Annotated in this window: 13 protein-coding genes; 8 read left to right on the top strand and 5 right to left on the bottom strand. The window is 66.5% G+C overall.

What is annotated here, in order from left to right; translation table 11 throughout:
- Positions 1-54: 54 nt before the first annotated feature.
- Positions 55-1725: an HNH endonuclease signature motif containing protein gene (locus ACYVII_RS15510; RefSeq protein WP_460536712.1), complete on the bottom strand. Its 1671-nt coding sequence runs from the start codon at positions 1723-1725 to the stop codon at positions 55-57.
- A gap of 219 nt (positions 1726-1944) precedes the next feature.
- Here ACYVII_RS15510 and ACYVII_RS15505 point away from each other — a divergent pair, with 219 nt between their 5' ends.
- The 3 genes from ACYVII_RS15505 (at position 1945) to ACYVII_RS15495 (ending at position 3796) form a co-directional block, all read left to right on the top strand.
- On the top strand, positions 1945-2829 hold the full coding sequence (locus ACYVII_RS15505) for an isocitrate lyase/PEP mutase family protein (protein WP_460536709.1): 885 nt from the start codon (positions 1945-1947) through the stop codon (positions 2827-2829).
- A 62-nt stretch (positions 2830-2891) separates the two neighbouring features.
- On the top strand, positions 2892-3245 hold the full coding sequence (locus ACYVII_RS15500; RefSeq protein WP_460536707.1) for a VOC family protein: 354 nt from the start codon (positions 2892-2894) through the stop codon (positions 3243-3245).
- Positions 3246-3286: 41 nt separating this feature from the next.
- Positions 3287-3796, top strand: a complete 510-nt coding sequence (locus tag ACYVII_RS15495; protein WP_460536705.1) for a glycine cleavage system transcriptional repressor — start codon at positions 3287-3289, stop codon at positions 3794-3796.
- A gap of 170 nt (positions 3797-3966) precedes the next feature.
- Here the strand turns inward: ACYVII_RS15495 and ACYVII_RS15490 are convergent, their stop codons facing one another.
- From ACYVII_RS15490 to ACYVII_RS15475, 4 genes are all read right to left on the bottom strand, one after another.
- Positions 3967-5019 (bottom strand): S66 family peptidase, encoded by a 1053-nt coding sequence (locus ACYVII_RS15490; protein ID WP_460536703.1) that lies wholly within the window; start codon positions 5017-5019, stop codon positions 3967-3969.
- Positions 5020-5023: 4 nt separating this feature from the next.
- Positions 5024-5863, bottom strand: coding sequence for an alpha/beta fold hydrolase (locus ACYVII_RS15485; protein WP_460536701.1), 840 nt, complete (start codon positions 5861-5863; stop codon positions 5024-5026).
- The gene (locus ACYVII_RS15480; protein WP_460536699.1) at positions 5860-6912 is read right to left on the bottom strand and encodes a hydroxyacid dehydrogenase; all 1053 of its coding nucleotides are present in this window, start codon (positions 6910-6912) and stop codon (positions 5860-5862) included. Before ACYVII_RS15480 ends, ACYVII_RS15485 begins: the two co-directional genes overlap by 4 nt.
- A 106-nt stretch (positions 6913-7018) precedes the next feature.
- On the bottom strand, positions 7019-8107 hold the full coding sequence (locus ACYVII_RS15475; RefSeq protein ID WP_460536697.1) for a LacI family DNA-binding transcriptional regulator: 1089 nt from the start codon (positions 8105-8107) through the stop codon (positions 7019-7021).
- 188 nt (positions 8108-8295) lie between these two features.
- Here ACYVII_RS15475 and ACYVII_RS15470 point away from each other — a divergent pair, with 188 nt between their 5' ends.
- From ACYVII_RS15470 to ACYVII_RS15450, 5 genes are all read left to right on the top strand, one after another.
- The gene (locus ACYVII_RS15470) at positions 8296-9267 is read left to right on the top strand and encodes an ABC transporter permease subunit (RefSeq protein ID WP_460536695.1); all 972 of its coding nucleotides are present in this window, start codon (positions 8296-8298) and stop codon (positions 9265-9267) included.
- Complete coding sequence (locus tag ACYVII_RS15465) at positions 9264-10235, top strand: carbohydrate ABC transporter permease (RefSeq protein ID WP_460536693.1); 972 nt, start codon at positions 9264-9266, stop codon at positions 10233-10235. The genes ACYVII_RS15470 and ACYVII_RS15465 overlap by 4 nt, the downstream gene beginning before the upstream one ends.
- Before the next feature lie 44 nt (positions 10236-10279).
- Entirely contained in the window at positions 10280-11845 is a 1566-nt protein-coding gene (locus tag ACYVII_RS15460; protein WP_460536691.1) for a type 2 periplasmic-binding domain-containing protein, read from the top strand.
- 49 nt (positions 11846-11894) lie between these two features.
- Positions 11895-14861 (top strand): carbohydrate binding domain-containing protein, encoded by a 2967-nt coding sequence (locus ACYVII_RS15455; RefSeq protein ID WP_460536689.1) that lies wholly within the window; start codon positions 11895-11897, stop codon positions 14859-14861.
- 108 nt (positions 14862-14969) lie between these two features.
- A complete protein-coding gene (locus tag ACYVII_RS15450) occupies positions 14970-19226 on the top strand; it encodes a discoidin domain-containing protein (RefSeq protein ID WP_460536687.1) in 4257 nt (1418 codons plus the stop codon).
- Positions 19227-19247 lie beyond the last annotated feature (21 nt).

Below are 19247 nucleotides of genomic sequence, written 5' to 3'. Positions count from 1 at the left end.
TCGGCAGCAGAAACAGCTGATCCAGATCCCCGGAACGCACATTCACACCCACACCTAATTATCCCCTGACCAGGGAATAAACCGGCTCGACTCACCGAAACGAGACCCAGATTCATGCGACAGCCTGAGCAGCACGCCGTCTGCGATGTCGGTTCTGCCGTGGTCGGCGTCCCATTCTTCGATGTGGTGGGCTTCGGTCTGCCAGGGCGGTCGGTCGCAGCCGGGCCAGAGGCATCCGCCGTCGCGGGCGCGGAGCACGATGCGTTGCGCGGGGCTGAAACCGCGTCTGCTGCGGCCTAGGTTCAGGGCACGGCCGGTGCGGTCCACGGTGATCGGGACGACCCCGTCGGTGCAGGCTGTCGTTGCCACGAAAGTACTGGGGACGGCGAATGCGGATCCTTCTAGCTGTCCGGCGTGCCCGGTAAGGCTGCTGCCGTCTCCCTCAGTGGTGGCGCGTGGCTCGCCGTCGGCCTCATGGGTGTCGACGACGGTGATGACGCGGACTGCCGGCCGATCGGTGCGGAAGGTCGTGCTGTGATCGCACGCAGCCCCGGCGTGGAGCACGTCGAGGAGGGTGTCGAACGCGAGTTGTTCATTGCTGCGCGGGTCGTCCATCATCGTCTGCGCCCACTCGAGGTCGTCTTTGGCCACGAATCGGGGGCCGCCGCGGCGGGGACTGAGCGCGAGGTCGAACAGCTGGGTGAGGAAGATCCCCGATTCGTCGTCGCAGACCGCGTGCAGGTTCAGCGCTCCGTCCCGGTCGTGCCAGGTCTTCACGGAGCGGCGTTCGTACCGTTTCGTGAAGCGTTCTTCGATCCCGTCCGGGTCGACCAGGTCCCGCACCTGCCGGGCTCGACGGAGGAGGTCCTCGTGCAGCGTGGCGCACTCCCGCTGCTGGGTTGCATAGGCGACGAGTTCGGCCGCGGCGTCCCGCAGCGCCTCGCCCGTGCAGGTGGCGGAGACGCTCTCCAGGGTGCGGAGGATGACGTGCCCGTTCTCGGTGGAGAGCGCACCGGTCATGATCGCCGCTGTGACCGGATGCTGCCACGGCAGCGCGCGCTCGGACTCCGGCAACCCGCGGATCGGGTCCTCATCGTCGAGACCATTGTTGTTCCGGCCGCCGTCGCTCGGGCCCGGCTCGGCCGTGGCAGCATCGCCGCTGCCGCTGCCGCTGCCGCTGCCGCTGCCGCTGCCGCTGCCGCTGCCGCTGCCGCTGCCGCTGCCGCTGCCGCTGCCGCTGCCTACACCCGTGCTCGTGGCCAGGCGCTGCGCCGCGTCGGTCTCGCCGATCAACTCCCCGACCTTGACCTGCCGGGCCGCTTCACCTTTGGATTCCCCGGTCAGGGACTGCACCAGCTGCACCGCGGTGCGGTGTCCCCGGCGTTGCGCCAGCCCGCCGTGCCCGAGGGCGCGTTGCGAACGTTTCGCGGCCTCACCGGCGGCGACGGTGATCACCCGGTCGAACTCCGCCCGCCCGACCGCTGCTTGCTCGAGCAACGCTTCCAAGTCCGAGTCCGGCAGGAGATGCACCGCCTCCACCAGAGAAGATGCGGAGTCGTCGGGCGTGGTTCGCGAAGCGGGGTGGAGGCTCGACACCGAGCGGCCGACACCCGCGTCTGTGGCCGACGCCGGAACCGATCTTTCGCTCGCAACCGGCTCCCGCTGCTCCAGGATGGCGCACACCATCGCGGTCATCTCGGGGAGCCGCGTGAGGTGGAATGCCATGCTGTCATCCTACCCGAATAATAGAACAAAGTACCGAGGTGGGGATAACCCATCAACCACGCACCTGTGGACGGAAAGTCGCAAATTCAGGACGTAGAGCATAGAAAATAGAACATACCTACGATAGTATGGCGATACTGCCCGGTGGACCCGTCACGACCGTTGTAACCATTGCAGTCAGCCCCGCCGCAGTCGTGCGCACCCGTTAGTGTCGGGACCATGACCGACGCTGCCGACAACCGCTCCGCCACGCCCACCGGGGCCGCCACAGACGACCGCTCCGCCACGCTCGCCCGGGCCGCCACCAATGACCGCTCCGCCACGCCCATCCGGGCCGCCACCAATGACCGCGCCCTCGCGCTGAAGGCCCTCTACGAGGCGCCCGAGATCCTGCGCGTGGTCAACGTGTGGGATGCGGTGAGCGCCCGTGTCGTCGCATCCCTTCCCCAGACGAAGGCGATCGCCACGGCCGGCCACTCCATCGCCGCGAGCTTCGGCTACGAAGACGGTGGGATGCCCGTGGATCTCGCGCTCGCCGGCGCCCGTACCATCGCCGAGGCGGTGGACTTGCCGGTGACGGCCGACTTGGACGACGGATACGACGACCCGGGTGAGACGATCCGCCGGGCGATCGGGTTCGGTGTGGTCGGTGCCAACGTCGAAGACCGGCTGCGGCCGTTCGACGAGTCCGTCGCCAGGGTGCGCGCGATCACGAAGGCGGCAGAGACGGAGGGCGTGGCCTTTCAGCTGAATGCGAGAACGGATGCTCTCTTCCTCGGTAAGGACCGCTCCCCGGAGGAGCGCATCGAGGACGCCATCTCACGTGGTCGTGCGTTCCTCGACGAGGGTGCCGCGCTCGTCTTCGTGCCCGGCGCGCTGACCCGTGACGTGGTGGAGCGGCTCGTCGACGGCATCGGCTGGGGCAAGATCTCCGTGATCGGACTGCCCGGCGCGCTGCCGGCATCCGAGTACGAGAAGCTGGGAGTGGCGCGCATTTCGTACGGACCGCTGCCGCAACGCGCGGCATTGCTGGCGCTGCGCGAGCTCGCCGCCGACCTGTACGGCGAGGGTGTCGTGCCGGAGGGCCTGCCGCCGCTCAACTGACGTCGGCGCGCACTGAGCCATCCGATTCAAGCCGCGCCGAGTCATCCGATCAAAGGGGGATCATGCGATCAACACGCGTCACGGCCAACCTTCCGGTCGACGACATCGAGGTGGCCAAGGGGTTCTACGCCGATTATCTCGGGCTGAGCAACGAGGAGTTCAATCTCGGCTGGGTGGCACGACTCACTGACCCGGAGACCGGTGCACACGTTCAATTGGTGACGAGAGATGCAGGTGCACCCGAAGACTCCGTCATCTCGGTGCACACCCCCGACGTCGAGGCCGCGTACGAGGAGGCGCAGCGCCTCGGGTACGAGATCGTGCTGTCGCTGCGCACCGAGCCGTGGGGTGTGCGCCGGTTCTTCGTTCGCGCGCCAGACGGAAACCTGATCAACATCGTCCAGCACGCGCACTGAGCGCCGCCGCCGCGAGGCCCGGTGCGTCCTAAGCTCGTCCCATGGCCAGGCTCGTGCTCACCGTCGTCGGCGACGATCGCGCCGGACTCGTGCAATCGCTCGCCGACGCAGTCAGCGAGCACGGTGGCAACTGGGAGACCAGCGAACTCGCCGAGCTGTCCGGAGCGTTCGCCGGCATCGTGCTGGTCTCCGTACCGGATGCCCGCCTCGGTGAACTGCGCGACGCGCTGCAGGGTCTCGACGGCCTCCTTCGCGTCACCGTTCACACCGGTACGGATGCCGCCCCGCACGCCGACCGTCAGCTGACCTTCTCGGTACTCGGAAACGACCGGCCCGGAATCGTGCGCGACGTCACGGGCATCCTCAGTCGCCACGGATTGACGATCGACCACTTCTCCAGCGAGACGCGCGAGGCGCCGATGGCAGGTGGCGTGCTCTTCGAGGCGGATGTCGTCGCCCGCGTTCCGGAGGGAGCGCACGTCGCCGCTGCGGTTGCGGACCTCGAGCGGCTGGCCGGCGAGATCCAGGTGGACCTCAGCGTCGCGGAGTGACGCGCTCGTCAGCTGTAGTCGTAGCTGCGCTGCTCAACAGCTTCCATCGGCTCGGCAGAGCGATCGAGCTCGCTCTGCTCTCGCCTCAGTCAGCTGTACTCGTAGCTGCGCTGCTCAACAGCTTCCATCGGCTCGGCAGAGCGAGCGAGCTCGCTCTGCTCTCGCCTCAGTCAGCTGTAGTCGGCAGTCACGGTGCGTTCGACGCCATCGAGCCGAACACGCCCGCCGTACGGCACGATCCACTGCGGCCTGGTGTGCCCGAACGGCACGCCGACGCAGACGACGGCGTCCGAGTTGTAGCGCGTCACCTGCTCGATTACGGCGTCCCGTTGCGCGGCACGCAACCGCGCCCGCTCCGCCGCCGGCGGCACAGGCGAGTTCAGCTCGCTGACCGGCGGCCGTGCGACGAGCACGCCGGCCACGACGGAAAGGATGCCCCGCTCGCCGAGCCCGCGCACCCAGCGCATCACCTGGTCGGCATCCGGAAGCTCCTCGCTCGTCTCCAGCAACAGAACCGTGCCCTCGAGATCACCGGTCGCAGGCATCCGGTCGGCGAGAGCGAGCTGGTCGATCACCTCGATGCATCCGCCCCAGGTGCGGCCCTCTGCGACCGTCGCCGGACCGGACCACGTCCATGGTTCAGTCGGCTCCCGTAGGCCGAACTCCGTCAGCGCGCGGGGATCCGTCCACGGCATGCCGAAGTCCTCTGCCTCGCCGGGCTCGGTGAGCTCGATCGAGCCGCCGTCGAGAAGAGCGGCCTTGAGCGACCGCTGGTGGATGTCGTCAACGCCCGGGCCGGCGCCGAGGTGCACCTGGGTCGATCCGCCGTAGAAGCTCGGTACGCCGAGGCGCCAGAGGTGGTTGTGCAGGTTCGTGTTGTCGCTATACCCGAGGAACGGCTTCGGGTTCGACGCGATCACCTCGTCGTCGAGGTGAGGGATGACCGTGACCTGGTCGTCGCCACCGATCGTCGCCAGCACGGCACTGATGCTCGGGTCCGCGAAGGCGGCGTTGACATCCGTCGCGCGCGCCTCGGCACTCGCCCCGAGCTGCCGGGTCGTCGGGTACTCGACGGGAATGAGCCCTGTCACCTCGGTGAGCCGGCGCATCGCCTGCTCATGCACGGCGGCCGAGACCGCCGGCGCTGCGAACGCGGGTGAGAGAACGGCGACGCGGTCGCCGGGGGCGGCCTTGGGCACGGGGACGAACCGAGCTGGTGTCATCCGGTCATTGAAGCAGACGGGCGTCGTGTTCAGCCCGCGAAGACACCGTCTGGTCGAGGAACGCGTCCGCGATGGCATGGAACCGGTCGCGGGCATCCCGGCGCACGAAGTGGCCGGCGCCTTCGATCACCGTGACGCCGGCATCGAGCGATCGGGCGATGGCGCGGTGGTTTTCGGTGATGCCGATCGCGACCGTGCCCGTCACGATGTGCACTGGCACCGAGGCGTCCCTGAGCGCTCCGAGGAGTGTCGTCCAGGGGGCGGTCGGGATGACGTCGCCGTTGCGCACCAGCTCGACGTCGGTGCGCAGCTTCGCCAGCGACCATTCGGTCAGTTCGTCGTCCGGCCACCCGGGAAACAGGGCCTTGATCTCGCTGCGCCGTTCCTCCTCGGTCATCGCCTGCTGGTGCTGCAGCGTCTCGGCTGCGTCCGTCGCGACGCGCGGATCCTGGTGGGGTGTCACGGGCAAGCGCCAGAACGGATCCTCGAGAAGAACACCGCTCAGACCAGCCGGCATGCTCGCCGCGACTGCCGCCGCGGCCGATCCTCCGGCGGAATGCCCGAACACGACGAGCGGGTCGCCGTCGAGCCGAGGCGCCAGTTCGGCTAAGAGCTCAGCGACGATGACATCGCCTGGATGTCTCTGCAGGAGTTCTCGGGTCCAGCGCGGCGACTCCCCGTGACCGCGCGGATCGATCGCCAATACGCGGAATCCAAGGGAGGCCCAATGCCGCGCCGTCACTCGTAGGGTTCCCGCGGATTCGGCCAGTCCGGGAACCGCAACGATCGTGCCGCGCCGGCCGGCGTCCGCAGGGAGGGTCTCCTCGACGTGCAGCGATATCACGGAAGGACCTCGGGAAAGGCAAGTGGCAGTTCGTTGACGATGCGCTCCAGCTCCGTCGCGACATGGTCGCCTAGCCGCCGGATCTCGGTGCCCATCGATCCGGAGATGTGTGGGGTGAGGAAGACGTTGGGCATGGTGTAGAGCTCGTGGTCGGGCGGCAGCACCTCGGGTGTCGTGACGTCGAGGATCGCCTCGATGCGCCCTGTCCGCAGTTCGGCGACGAGGGCATCCTGATCGACGATGCCGCCCCGCGAGGTGTTGATCAAAGTTGAACCATCGGGCAGCGAACCGAGCAGGGCCGCGTCGATCATCCCCTCCGTCGACGGATTCAGCGGAGGATGCAGCGTGACGATGTCGCTGGTGAGCATCAACTCGTCGAGATCCACCCGCCGTACGCCGAGGCGGCGTGCCTCCGTGTCGGTGAGGAACGGGTCGTAGACCTGCACGTGCAGGTCGAGCGAGCGGAGTCTCTCGATCACGATCCGCCCGATGCGCGACGCGCCGACGATCCCGACGGTCTTCTCGCGATTGCCCGCCGTCGGGAACTCGCGCTCGCGATCGATCCTGGTTCGGCGAGTGCGGTAGAGGCGGCGGGCCTCGAAGGTCTGCTTGTTCGCCAGCACGATCATCGCGACGGTGAACTCGGCCACCGGGATGGCGTTCATCCATCCCGCGTTGGAGACCTGGATGCCGCGGTGCCGAGCGCTCGGCGGTAGCAGGATCGAGCCCTGCCCACCGGCAAAGAGCACATAGCGCAGGCGCGGCGCTCGGTCGAGGTCGTGGTCGGTCAGCGCGGGCGCGCCCCACCCGGTGATGAGCACGTCGGCGCGTTCGAGCACATCCCGGGCATCCGGCTGGTCGAAGCTCGTGAACGGGGAAGGGTGCAAAGCCTTGGCACCATCGATTCGCAGTGCCTCGAGGTCGACGCCGAAGAGATGCTCGGCGAGCTCTGGCGGGTTCATGGCCATGGCAAAGCCGATGGTGGACCTCGGGGAGGCAGCGAGGGCGGATTCCGCCTCCGCCGTCGTGTTGCCCGGAGCGCTCGTCATGAAAACCTCATCGATCGATCTCACGGCGGAAGTCGCCGCCGCTCTGAAACTAGTTACAAACGAGATCGAATGCAACCGATGTCAAGAAGCCCGAAGGGGTCGCGCGTCAGCTCTTCGCCGCCGGGCCTGCCGAGCCGCGCCGAACCAGATGGGTCGGCAGCAGCACGTTCTCCGGCGCGTCGAGACCGAGTGCGATGCGCGCGCCGCGCACACCCACCTCGTAGAACGGCGGATGCACGGTCGTCAGCCCCGGAGTGAGGTCGCCGACGATGGGCACATCGTCGAACCCGACGATCGAGATGTCTTCAGGAATGCGCAGTCCGAGCGCTCGCGCTGCGCGGTAGGTGCCGACCGCGATGTTGTCGGTCATCGCGACCACCGCGGTGGGGTGGGCATCCGACGACAGCAATTCCCGGGCGGCGGCCTCCCCGGCCTCCTCGGTGTTCGCGGACTCGTGCATGAGTTCCCGTGGATGCCTCAGCCCGTTGCGCTTCATCGCCTTACGGAATCCGTCGAGGCGCTGCTCCGCGGTGGTCATGCCCTTGCCTTCGCCGATGTATCCGATCCGCGTATGGCCGAAGCTGACGAGCTCGTCAACAGCCGACCCGACGCCGGCCCGATGGTCGTAGTCGACGCTGAGGATGCCCGGTGCGCCTGCGATGGGAGGGCGTCCGCACAGCACGAGCGAGGCATCCACGTCTGCGAGATCTTTTGCGTAACCGGCGACACGGGAATCGAAAGCGGTGTCGGACTCGGTCGAGCCGACATAGAGCACGGCGCGGGCGCGTTGCTCCCTGAGCGTCGTGATCAACTCGCGTTCGCGGTCGAGGTCGCCCTCTGTCGTCGAGATCAGGAGCAGGTGCCCGTTCGCCGTGGCGACGCTCTCCGCGCCGGCAGCCAGGGACGCGAAGGTCGGGCCGATCATCGAGCGCACCACGAAAGCGATGGTCCCTGGACCTCTGCCGGTCATGGCCCTCGCAAGCCCGTTGACGACGTAGCCGAGCTCGTCGGCCGCGGCGAGCACGCGAGCACGAGTGTCGGCGTGCACGTTGCTGCTTCCGCCGAACACCCGCGATGCGGTCGCCGGTGAGACGCCGGCACGTGCGGCGACATCGCGGAGGTTCGCGCTGCCCACCCGGGCCGGGCCGCGCGATCCGCCCCGTCGCGAGCGTGGCGATTCGCCTGGAGTGGACATGGTCGGGATCGTACTCGGCGATCTGCGCAGAGCGTGAACGGTGACAGGCTCGCGTGGCGTGCCGGCCGGTTCTCCCGGTGTAACGGGTCGGGTCAGCCGCTTGACACGGGCCAGGACGTGGTCTAGCTTCGCGTTTGTGAAACTAGTTCCATAGCGAACTGAAACCCGAGACTCTCAGAGGAGCCACCGTGCAACGAGGCACCGCAGTCGCCGCACCACGCGGCGCCATCGCCGTTCGGCGGCGGCGAAAGCCGACGAGCCGCGGCACTCTGGGCCTGCTCCTGCTGGCCCTTCCGGGCGTCATCTGGTTCGCCGTCTTCGCGTACGGCCCGATGGCCGGGCTCGTCGTCGCCTTCAAAGACTTCAACGTCAGCGACGGCATCTTCGGGAGCCCGTGGAACGGCCTGCAGAACTTCGCGTACTTCTTCTCCAGCGGTGACGCCCCGCGCATCGTCATCAACACGATCTTCCTGAACGCGTTGTTCCTGGCGGCGTCGCTCGCGGCGGGCCTGCTGCTCGCGTTGATGCTGAACGAGATCAAGGGTCACTTCACCAGACGGTTCGGGCAGTCGATCATCTTCTTCCCGTACTTCGTCTCACCGATCGTGATCAGCATCATCCTGCAGGCCGTGCTGGCCGGTGTCGGCGGTCGTGGCGGCATGGTCAACAACATGCTGAACGTCTTCGATCTGCCGCAGGTGAACTGGTACACGGAGCCAGGCGCGTGGCCGTGGATCCTCACGATCGTCAAGGTCTGGCAACTCGGCGGCTACACCTCGGTCATCTTCCTCGCTGCGATCACCTCGATCCCCGAAGAGGTCTACGAGGCGGCATCGATCGACGGCGCCAGCCGGGCACGCATGGCGCGATCGGTGACGACCCCGCTCCTGCTGCCCACCATGGGCATCCTCATCGTGCTCGGCGTCGGCCGCATCTTCTTCGGCGACTTCGCGACGATCTACGCGATCGTCGGCGACAACGGCACGCTCTTCCCCACCACCGACGTCATCGACACCTACGTGTTCCGTTCGCTCCGAACCGTCGGCGACTTCGGCACCACCGCCGCGATCGGGCTCTTCCAGTCCGTCGTCGGGTTCGTCTTCGTCTCCGCCGCGGTGCTCGTGCAGCGCCGGGTCGACAAGGAAAGCAGCATCCTGTGAGCCTCATCGCATCCGGTCGAACGCAGACCATCACCGACATCGATGCGGAGACCGTGCTCGCGGAGATCCAGCCGGCCGGTAAAGCGCCACGGCGACGCTCCCGCGCGAAATTCGAGCCGTTCACAATCGTCAGCTACGTCTGCGTGTCGATCTTCGGTCTGTTCTGCCTCGTTCCGCTTTGGATGATCCTGGCCGGCTCGTTCACCGACGAATCCGTACTGGCGGCGAACGGCTACAGCTTCTGGCCCGCACCCTTCTCGCTGGCCGCCTATCAGCTTTTGTTCACGGGACAATCGCTGGTCAACGGCTACGTCGCATCCCTGTTCATCACCATCGTGGGAACGGCGCTGTCACTGTCGTGCACCGCATCGCTCGCTTGGGTCATCGCGCGCCGGTTGCCGCGCATCAGCAGGCCGCTGACGGTCTTCGCCTACATCCCGATGCTGTTCACCGGCGGGCTGGTGCCGCTGTATCTGCTGGTCACGCAGGTGCTGAACCTCTCCAACAGCTGGTTCTCGGTGATCCTGCCGGTCATGCTCGCGCCGTTCCTCATCTTCGTGGCCGTCAGCTTCTTCCGGCAGCTGCCCGAGGAGATCCTCGACTCGGCCCGGATCGACGGAGCGGGCGAGCTGCGCATCTTCTTCCAGATCGTCATCCCGCTCTCCAAACCGATCCTCGCGGTGCTCGGCCTGTTCTACGCCGTCACGTACTGGAACGAGTGGTTCATGGCGCTGCTGTTCATCTCGGACCCGGACAAGTTCCCGCTGCAGCTGATCCTGCAGAACCTGATCTCGAACGTGACCAACGCCGCTTCGCTACCCGGTGCATCCGCAGCACAGGCTGCAGCGCCCGTCTACCAGCTCCGCTTCGCCATGACCGTCATGACGATCGCGCCCATCCTGTTCGCCTATCCCTTCGCACAGCGGTTCTTCGTCAAGGGCCTCACCCTCGGCGCCACCAAGGGCTGACGCCAACTCTCCCTCGCAATCTGTTCACAAAGGAGTACACGGATATGTCCACGACAATCAGCCGTCGCGGCTTTCTCGCCCTGGGCGGCGCCGCTGCGATCGGCCTCGGCCTGACGGGAACCCTGGCCGGATGCAGCAGCACCGGCTCCTCGGGAAGCCTCAGCGGAACGTCACTCGCGATTCTGCCCAGCACGGCACCGAGCAACTGGAAGACCGTGCTCGCGAAGTTCAATGCCGGGCTGAAGAAGGAGCACGGCTTCGAGCTCGACGCGCAGTTCATCAACTGGACCAACTACGCCCAGCAGTCGCTGCTCAAGTTCACCGCTGGTGCGAAGTTCGACACCGCACTGCAGGCGCTCTGGCTGAACATGGCGCAGCTGCAGCAGGACAAGTCGCTGGTGGATCTCACGAAAGAGATCTCGAAGTGGCCCAACCTGTCGAAGCAGCTCGCGCCGGAACTGATCGCGTCGAACAAGTGGAGCGGCCACCTCTGGGGCATCCCCCAGGTGAACAGCGCCGGGCGCGTTCAGCACTTCAGCATCCGCAAGGATCTCGCGGACAAGCTCGGCTTCGACACGATCCAGGACTACGGCACGCTCGAGAAGTTCTTCTACGACGTCAAGCAGAAGGAGTCGGGCATCACGCCGTTCGCGGTCTCGTCGAACCAGACGTTCGAGCTCGCGATCGGTCCGCAGGGTCCGGTCGGTCTCTTCGACCAGAGCGGCTGGGCGGATCCGACGACGTACTTCAACACGCTGTTCGCCGGTTCCGGCCTCTACTTCAGCATGAACGAGAAGGACCTCGCCGCCGGCTCCGCGGACCCCGTGCCGTTCTGGGAGAACGAGCGCGTCGTCGAGACGCTGCGCCGCATCCGCAAGTACTACCAAGACGGCATCATCAACGCGAACGGGCTCAACGCCGACAGCGCGACCATCAACGCCCAGTTCCAGGCCGGCAAGTTCGCGGGCGCATGGGCGATCACCGACGGCACGGCGAGCAACGCGCTCGTCGGACTACGCAAGGCGGTGCCGAACGCGGACCTCGAGGAGGTGCTGCCCTTCGGCGGCCCGTTGACCTCGGCCAAGCCGCTTCAGACCTTCCAGGCCGACAACCTCGTGGTGGTGAATGCCAACGGCGGCAACGTCGAACGAGCGCTTGCCCTCCAGGACTACCTGTCGGTACAGGAGAACCACGATCTGCTCGAGTACGGCATCAAGGGCACGGACTGGGAGCCCGTCGGATCCGATGGGGTGAAGCAGCTGAGCACATACGCCTTCCCCGGCTTCTCGCTGTTGTGGCGCACCAAGCTCGAGCGCCGTTCGTCGTTCATGACGGAATCCGAGTCCAAGGTCTTCGACTGGGCACAGGACTACGGCAACTTCACCAAGGCGACGCTCGCATCCTTCATCCCGAACGTCACCCCGGTCAAGCAGGCCGCAGCATCCATGAACAACGTGATCACCCAGTACGCGAATCCGCTCTACTACGGCGTGGTGGATGTCGACAGCCAGCTCGACAAGCTCAAGTCCGCCGCCGACTCCGCCGGCTTGAGCACGTTGCAGAACGAGATGAAGAAGCAGGTGAACGCCTACCTGAAGAGCCAGAAGTAGCCCGGCCGCGCGTTTTTCCGGCCCCACGATGAAGTGAACGGAAGAAGACATGAGCAAAGAGATCAGTCGGCGGAGCGTGCTGGCGGTTGCTGCGGCCACCGCCGGGGTGGCGGCGACAAGCCCCTTCACCTGGGCACCCGCGCCGGCGTCAGCGGCGAGCACCGGGCGTTCGGCGAGTGCGAGCACGACTAGGCCGGCGCTGCGCGCACCGCTCGACACTGTCGTCTTCGGCGATGCGGCCTCCGAGAACGCTCATGCGTTGAGCGGCACGCTCTCCGACGTGGTCACCGGGGCGCTGTCCCAGCCCGCCCGCGTGTTCAACCCGCAGAGCACCCCAAACTGGTGGGGCGGCTCAGCGGTCTTCACCGTCAGGGTCGATCCCATCCACACGACATACCTGACCGTGAAGCTGTGGGGCGGCGACGTCTCCGACAAGGCCGATGAATCGCACAACTGGCGCCTCCAGCTCTTCGTCGACGGCAAATCTGTCGGATGGTACGACGAGAGCCCGGTCGACAACCTCGATCAGCTCGGTACCGACCCGCGCAGCCCGGGCCGGTTCTTCTTCCACACCCTCCCGCTCCCCGAGAGCTACACCAAGGGCAAGACGAGTCTGCAACTCGAGATCCGGTCCATGGGCCGCATCTGGGACTACGGCGGCACCACCGACACCTACTTCTACAAGCAGACGGAGCCGTCCCGCCCGGTCTACCGCGTGTACACCCACACCGACCCATACTTCTTGCCGCCGGCATCCGACGTGCTCGGTGCGGCGCCGGCCACCAAGAATCGGCCGAACGAGGACGACGCTGCGATCGCGAAGCTGACCACCCAGGTGCTCGCCGAGCACAACGCACTCATCTACGGTGGCGGGGCGTACGGTGCGGACGCCTGGGGTTTCAACATGCTCGCCGAGGGCTACGACTGGAAGGCCAGCCCCGCCTACCAGAACCCGGACGCGCTCACGGCGATCTGCGCGGCGATCGACAGCCGCTACAACGCCTGGAAGGCCGATCCCATCGTGCTCACGGGGTCCGATCAGCAGTGGCAGGGCTTCGGCAGGGTGGGCCTCGTGCTCGCGTACCTGTGGGAGGACATCCAGGACGAGCTCGACAAGACCGTCACCACCGGCCCGACCACCGTCGCGAATCCCGGCTTCGAACTCGGCACAGCCGGATGGACGACATCCAGGTGGCGAGGCTCGGGCACGGTGAGCGCCGACTCGGCCGTCGCGCACTCCGGCAACTCATCCCTCAAGATCACCGCGAACGCGAACGGCGCGACGGGCAGTGCCGTCGGCGTCACCATCGCCGGCCGGCCGCTGGTCGGCACCGGTACGTACGCCTTCGCCGTGTGGTGCAGAACCGACGCCGTCTCGGGACTCGGGCCGTACCTGGACATCCTGTTCTACAACGACGCCGGACAGATCGTGAAGTCCGATCAGAAGTTCTACGGTGCGACCGGCACGCACGACTGGCAGCAGCTGACGGCCAGCCTGGCGGTTCCGTCCGGAGCCACGAAGGTGCGCATCGACCTGCGCGTCGATGGCACCGGAACCGCCTGGTTCGACGACGTCACGATGCAGCAGATCGACGGCACACCGCCAGCGCCATCCGGCGAGCCGAGCCGTCGCGTCGCGTACACCGACATGCTGCTCTCCAGCCGCGACTACTGGAAGCAGAACATGCGCCACTACTCCAACCAGGCGCAGATCACGGCGATCGGCATCTACCAATGCAATCGTGGCCTGTCCCTGATCTCACCCAAGGATGCGTGGCCGGAGTCGCGTGCCCGCGAATGGGTCTACGAGAGCATCGGCCTGAAACCCTGGTACGGCCCGGAACTGCCGGACGGTACGCGTACGAAGCCACTCGGGACCGACTACTACGTCGTCACCCCGAAGGGACTCACTCGCGAGCTGGGCTACGTCGGCAGCTACGGCGAGGTCACCGACTGGCTCGTGATGATGTACGAGTCGATAACCCGCGGATACCAGGCCGTCGAGGCGCCCGAAGTGCGCGAGCAGATGGTCAAGATGGTGCAGGCGCGCGGCTACTTCCGGCAGTTCGACGCGGATGCCGACGGATACCGGGTCTCCCGCCTCGAGACGGTTGTCGGCTGGCGCAACGAGCAGTACCCCGGCATCGTCATCTACGCATCGCGCACCGTCTGGGACTGCAGCCCCGTCATGGCAGCGGCGGCCTTCGACGACCCGAAGCTCAACGGGTGGACGCAGGAGATGTTCGACGATGGGCAGTTCGCACCGCAGCTGAGCCTGATGTTCACGAACACCGGCAATCGGGTGCAGCTGAACGCCACGCGCATGCTGGCACGCGACCTGCCTGCATTCCGCCGGCTCGCGGCATCCAGTGAGCGGATGCCCGTGAACTGGGACGCTCCGGACTTCGCCTTCACGGATGAGGTCGACGGCGTGCTCGCCGTGAAGCACGGGCAGGAACTGTTCTTCGCCTCGCTGTACTGGCGAGCGCGGCAGGGCGTGAACGACTGGGGTCGCGTGCACCTGATCACCCCGTCGTCCCAGCAGTCGGCCACCGTGCGGGAGAAGACCGGTGGTCAGCTCAGCTCGAGCACCTTCACGGTGCAGGACTGGGTGAACCAGGACTACACGATCAACGACAGCAACGGCGGCTCGAACTTCCCCGAGGGCGGCATCACCCCGCCCGGGGACACCGTGCACCAGGCCTACGCGGGGGAGGTGCTTCCGCTGGCGATCATCCCGGCGGACGCCCACCCCGCGCTGGGTTCCACCGAGCTCGGGGTCGAAGAGGCCCTCGTCGGCATCGCCCCGTACTACCAGCTGAAGTACGGCCGGTACCTGGTTGCGATGAACACCACAGAAAACCAGACGTTCACCCTGAAGCAGACCGGAGCGGGCACCGGCAGCCTGCTGACGCCCCCGCCCGGAGGGTTCCACGGCGACAAGGACCACGTCGCCCTGGCCAGCGGGATTCCCGTGCCGCCGCGGAGCACAGTGGTTCTCTACCTCAGCGACTGAACTCGCGCGGCCGGTCCCATCGATCCATCGACCCGCGGCGGACGCCTGCCCCCAGCATCACGCACCACGACGAAGTACCGCGAAATCTGCAACGGAGGAAAAAGACGAATGTTCGGGTTGGGTAGACGCCGAGGAGGATGGGCGGCCGCCGCAGCGGCCACCGCTGTGATCGCGGCCGGCCTCGTGCCGGCGCAGGCGGCGCTGGCCGCCGCTGGGACCACGAGCGGTACGGCCCCTGCGGTGACCAAGATGGTGACCATCGACAAGACGACGACCGCGGGATTCGTGCACCCGGGTGTCGGCGTCGACGCCGCGAGCCTCGCAACCACACGGGACGAGCTCATCGCCGGCGCCGACCCGTGGACGAGCTACTACCAGGGGATGCTCGCCACGAAGTACGCGAGCACCACTCTGACCTCCGCGAACCAGGGCTCAGGCGAAGGCGTTCCCGCCGAGAGCGAGTTCAACAGCGTCGACGAGAGCAACAGGCTGGGCGCGGACTCCGAGGGCGCGTACACCCAGGCGATCCTCTATTACCTGACGGGTGACCCGGTCTACCGCGAGAACGCGATGAAGATCATCCGCATCTGGAGCCACATGGATCCGGCCGGCTACAAGTTCTTCGCGGACGCCGAGATCAAGACGGGCCCCTTCGTCTACCGCATCATGGCCGCAGCCGAGCTGCTCCGTTACACCTCTGTTGTGCCCAGCACCGACGGGTACCCGCTGGCCTGGACCGATCAAGACACCGCCGACTTCACGAACAACTTCGCGGTCCCGATGGTGAACACGATGGACTACGGCAACGCCTGGTACATGAACCAGGGGATTCTCCCTCTCGAGGGCGCGATGGCCAGCTACATCTTCACCGACAACAAGGCGAGGTACGACCAGGCCGTGGAGTGGTTCACCATGAACTCGACCGCTCCCGATCAGGATGTCAACGGCGCGCTCGGCTCGATGTATCGGCTTATCGACAAGAACGACCCGCGCAACCCGTACGGCTACTCCTTCGTCAACGACCTGGAGATGGGACGTGATCAGGCGCACGCGGGAGACGATGTGCTCACGCTGACCACACTCGCCCGGCTCGTGAACACCCAGGGCACGAAGCTCGATCCGAAGGCGGGCACCGTCTCGACGGCGAGCTATGCCGTCGACCCCTACCGGTTCCTGGGCGACCGGCTGCTGGCAGGCACGAACGCGTTCTTCGGCTTCATGGACGGCTACAAGATCCCGTGGATCGACATCACTCAGCAGGGCGGCAGGCTGGCCGAGGCGTATCGCGGCCGTTGGAGTGACACGCTCAACGAGGTGTACAGCATCTATCGATACGACGAGCACGTCGATGTCGCGAAGGTCGCGCCCTACGTCGCACAGCAGTTCCAGCAGCGCGACGGCGCCCTCTATTACAACTTCAACGTCAACGAGATCGGCACCAAGATCGGCTCCGACGGGCTGCAGAGCTTCTGGGGCGGAACGCTCACCGGCGACGACTACTGGCTCTCCATCCCGGCTGCGGCGAAGGGCCAGACCGTGCCGAAACCAAACAAGAACGTGTCGTTCGTGCAGAAGGCATCCCTCATCAGCGGCAGCGTCAAGACGACCTCCGACGGCGGCGAGAAGATTCTGAGCGCTCGCGTCGACAAGAAGGGTACGACCCTTGCCGTTCGCACCATGCAGTACGGCTCGCTCTCCGGCTACAGCCCGGTCGCGATCCGCGTGCGCACGAACGCCGTGTCCACCCTGCAAGTGCGCAGTCGCATGGGCGCGACCGCGTATCAGACGCTCACGGTGCCCGACACCGGCGGCCGGTGGCGGATGGTCACCTACGACATGGACTCGAGCGTGGTGCCCGGCTGGCAGTCCGGCGGAAACAACATCGTCTACTACACGTTCACCGGCGCGAGCGGTCACATCGACCTCGACTACGTCGTCCCGAACGCGGCTCCAGGTGTGACGCCGCCGCTGTTCCCGCAGGGAGCAAGCGTCACACTGGTCGGAATCGCCGGTGTTCCGATGGACGTCGGTCTCGCCGCCAAGGATTCGGGAGCAGGCGACGTGGTGGCCTACACCGTTTCGGGTGCGCCGACAGGAGTAAGCGTCGGGTCGTCCAGCGGTGAGCTTCAGTGGCGCCCGGCGAGCGGCGATGTGGGCGACCACACCATGATCGTGCAGGCGGACGACGGAACCACGATGACCGCGCTGAAGGTCACGCTGGCCATCGCGAAGAACCGTGCGGATGCCATCGCGCTCGCCGAGACCGGATATCACGCCGCCGAGACCTACACCAGCGACACCAAGCCGGCGTTCGATTCAGCCGTGGCCGACGCGAAGTCAGGGCTGACGACCGACAGTGACGCGGACTTCGCGACCGCGCTGGCGAACATCCAGAAGGCGGTCGCCGGGCTGCAGCTGCTGAACCCTGTCTCCGCCGACGGCACCCTGGCTTACGTGGGCATCACCAGCTCGACCCTGCCCGCCGGAACCTTTGGCTACCTGACCGACGACGACAACTACACCTTCCCAGGTGACTTGCACGTCAACTCCTTCACCGTCGACTTCGGTCGCGGTTACCGGGTGAAGACGACGGCGTTCGACCTGCAGGCGCGACAGACGTTCGGTAATCGCTCGCAAGGTGCCAACGTGTACGGATCGAACGACGACGTCACCTGGACGAAGCTCACCACCAAGGAGACGACGAACACGAATGAGCTGGAGACGCTACCTGTCGCATCCGGGCTGACCGACACCGCTTTCCGCTTCCTCAAGGTGCAGGTCGATGACCCGGGAGTGCCCACCGACCCGAACTTTCCCGGCATCTTCGACCTAGCGGAGTTCCACATCCACGGGGCCCGCCAGGAGGCCGTCGATCGCATCGCGAGCGCGACGATCACGTCGACCAACGCCGAACCCGGGATCGCGAGCAACGGCGACACGGTAACCCTCGCGTTCACGAGCACAGAGCCGATCACGGATGTCGCCGGCACGATCGCAGGACAGACTGCAACCATCGCCGGATCGGGCACGGGCTGGAAGGCGACGGCCGTGCTGCCGGACACGATCGCCTCGGGGCAGCCGGCCGCCTTCTCCATCGGATACACCACGGCCGACGGGCGGAAAGCGGATCCGCTCGTCGCTACGACCGACGGTTCGAAACTCTTCCTCTCGAACTCGTCAGGGCTGATCTCGAACGTGCCGGGCATCAGCACGCCCGTGTCGCCGACCGGCGATGTCGAGGTGTCGAAGGAGGCGTACGTCGCGAAGATGTTCGACGACAACGCGTCGACGTTCTCCGATGTGGGGCCGGTGAACGGGCAGTACTACATCACGCTCGACTTCGGCGACGGAGGATCCGTCGCGCTCTCCCGCGCTGAGCTGCTCGTGCGGCAGGACAACAACGGCACGAGCCGGGCGAGCGGGCTGAGCATCCAGGGATCCAACGACCAGTCGACCTGGACCACCATCACGAACAACGCCAGAGGAACGCTGGACTGGCAGACCCTCGCGCTCCGTCCTGGCACGTCGCCGGTGGCGTACCGCTACCTCAAGATCGCGAACAACAATTGGATCAACATCGCCGAGCTGCGTCTCTTCGGCGCCCGAGTGGCCCCGCCGCTCGACTCCGTGACCGCTGCGCATCTCGGCTCGACGGATGCTGAGCCCGGCATCGCGGTCGGCGGAGACACCGTGAACCTCGATTTCACGACCTCCGAAGCGATCACCGATGTCGAGTCGACGATCGACGGACATTCGGCGACCGTCACGGGAAGCGGTACCTCCTGGCACGCTTCCTTGAAGGAGGCATCGGATGCCGCACCCGGCCGCTTGCTCCCGTTTCGCGTCACGTACGCCGGCCCGAACGGGGAGCCGCGTCAGGCTCTGACCCGCACGACCGACGCATCCGGTGTGTTCCTCACCTCGAACGCCGGGCTGATCGCCGACCCGGGCAGCCTGTTCATGCCGGTGACGGCGACCGGTCAGCCCGACACGGCTAACCAGAAGTACGTCGCGAACATGTTCGACGGCAATGCCTCCACGTTCTCCGACATCGGACCGGCGAGCGGGCAGTACGCCGAGATCCTGGACGCCGGCGCGGGTCACAGCATTAGCCTCGACCACGCCGAGCTACTCGTTCGGCAGGATGCGAACGGACTCAACCGAGCATCCGGTCTCCGCATCGAAGGTTCCAACGACCTGTCGACCTGGACGCCGGTGACGAGCAACGCCGTCGGCACTCTCTCCTGGCAGACCTGGGCGCGGCCCGACGGCACCGCGGTCACCGCATACCGATACCTGAGAATCGCGAACAACAACTGGATCAACATCGCCGAGCTGCGTCTCTTCGGGAGCTACTCGGGCTGAGCCGAGTCGCCGAACGATGCG

Source organism: Humibacter ginsengiterrae (genome assembly GCF_054780115.1).
The sequence above is the reverse complement of the archived record's forward strand: the minus strand, read 5'-3'. Positions and strand labels throughout refer to the sequence as shown.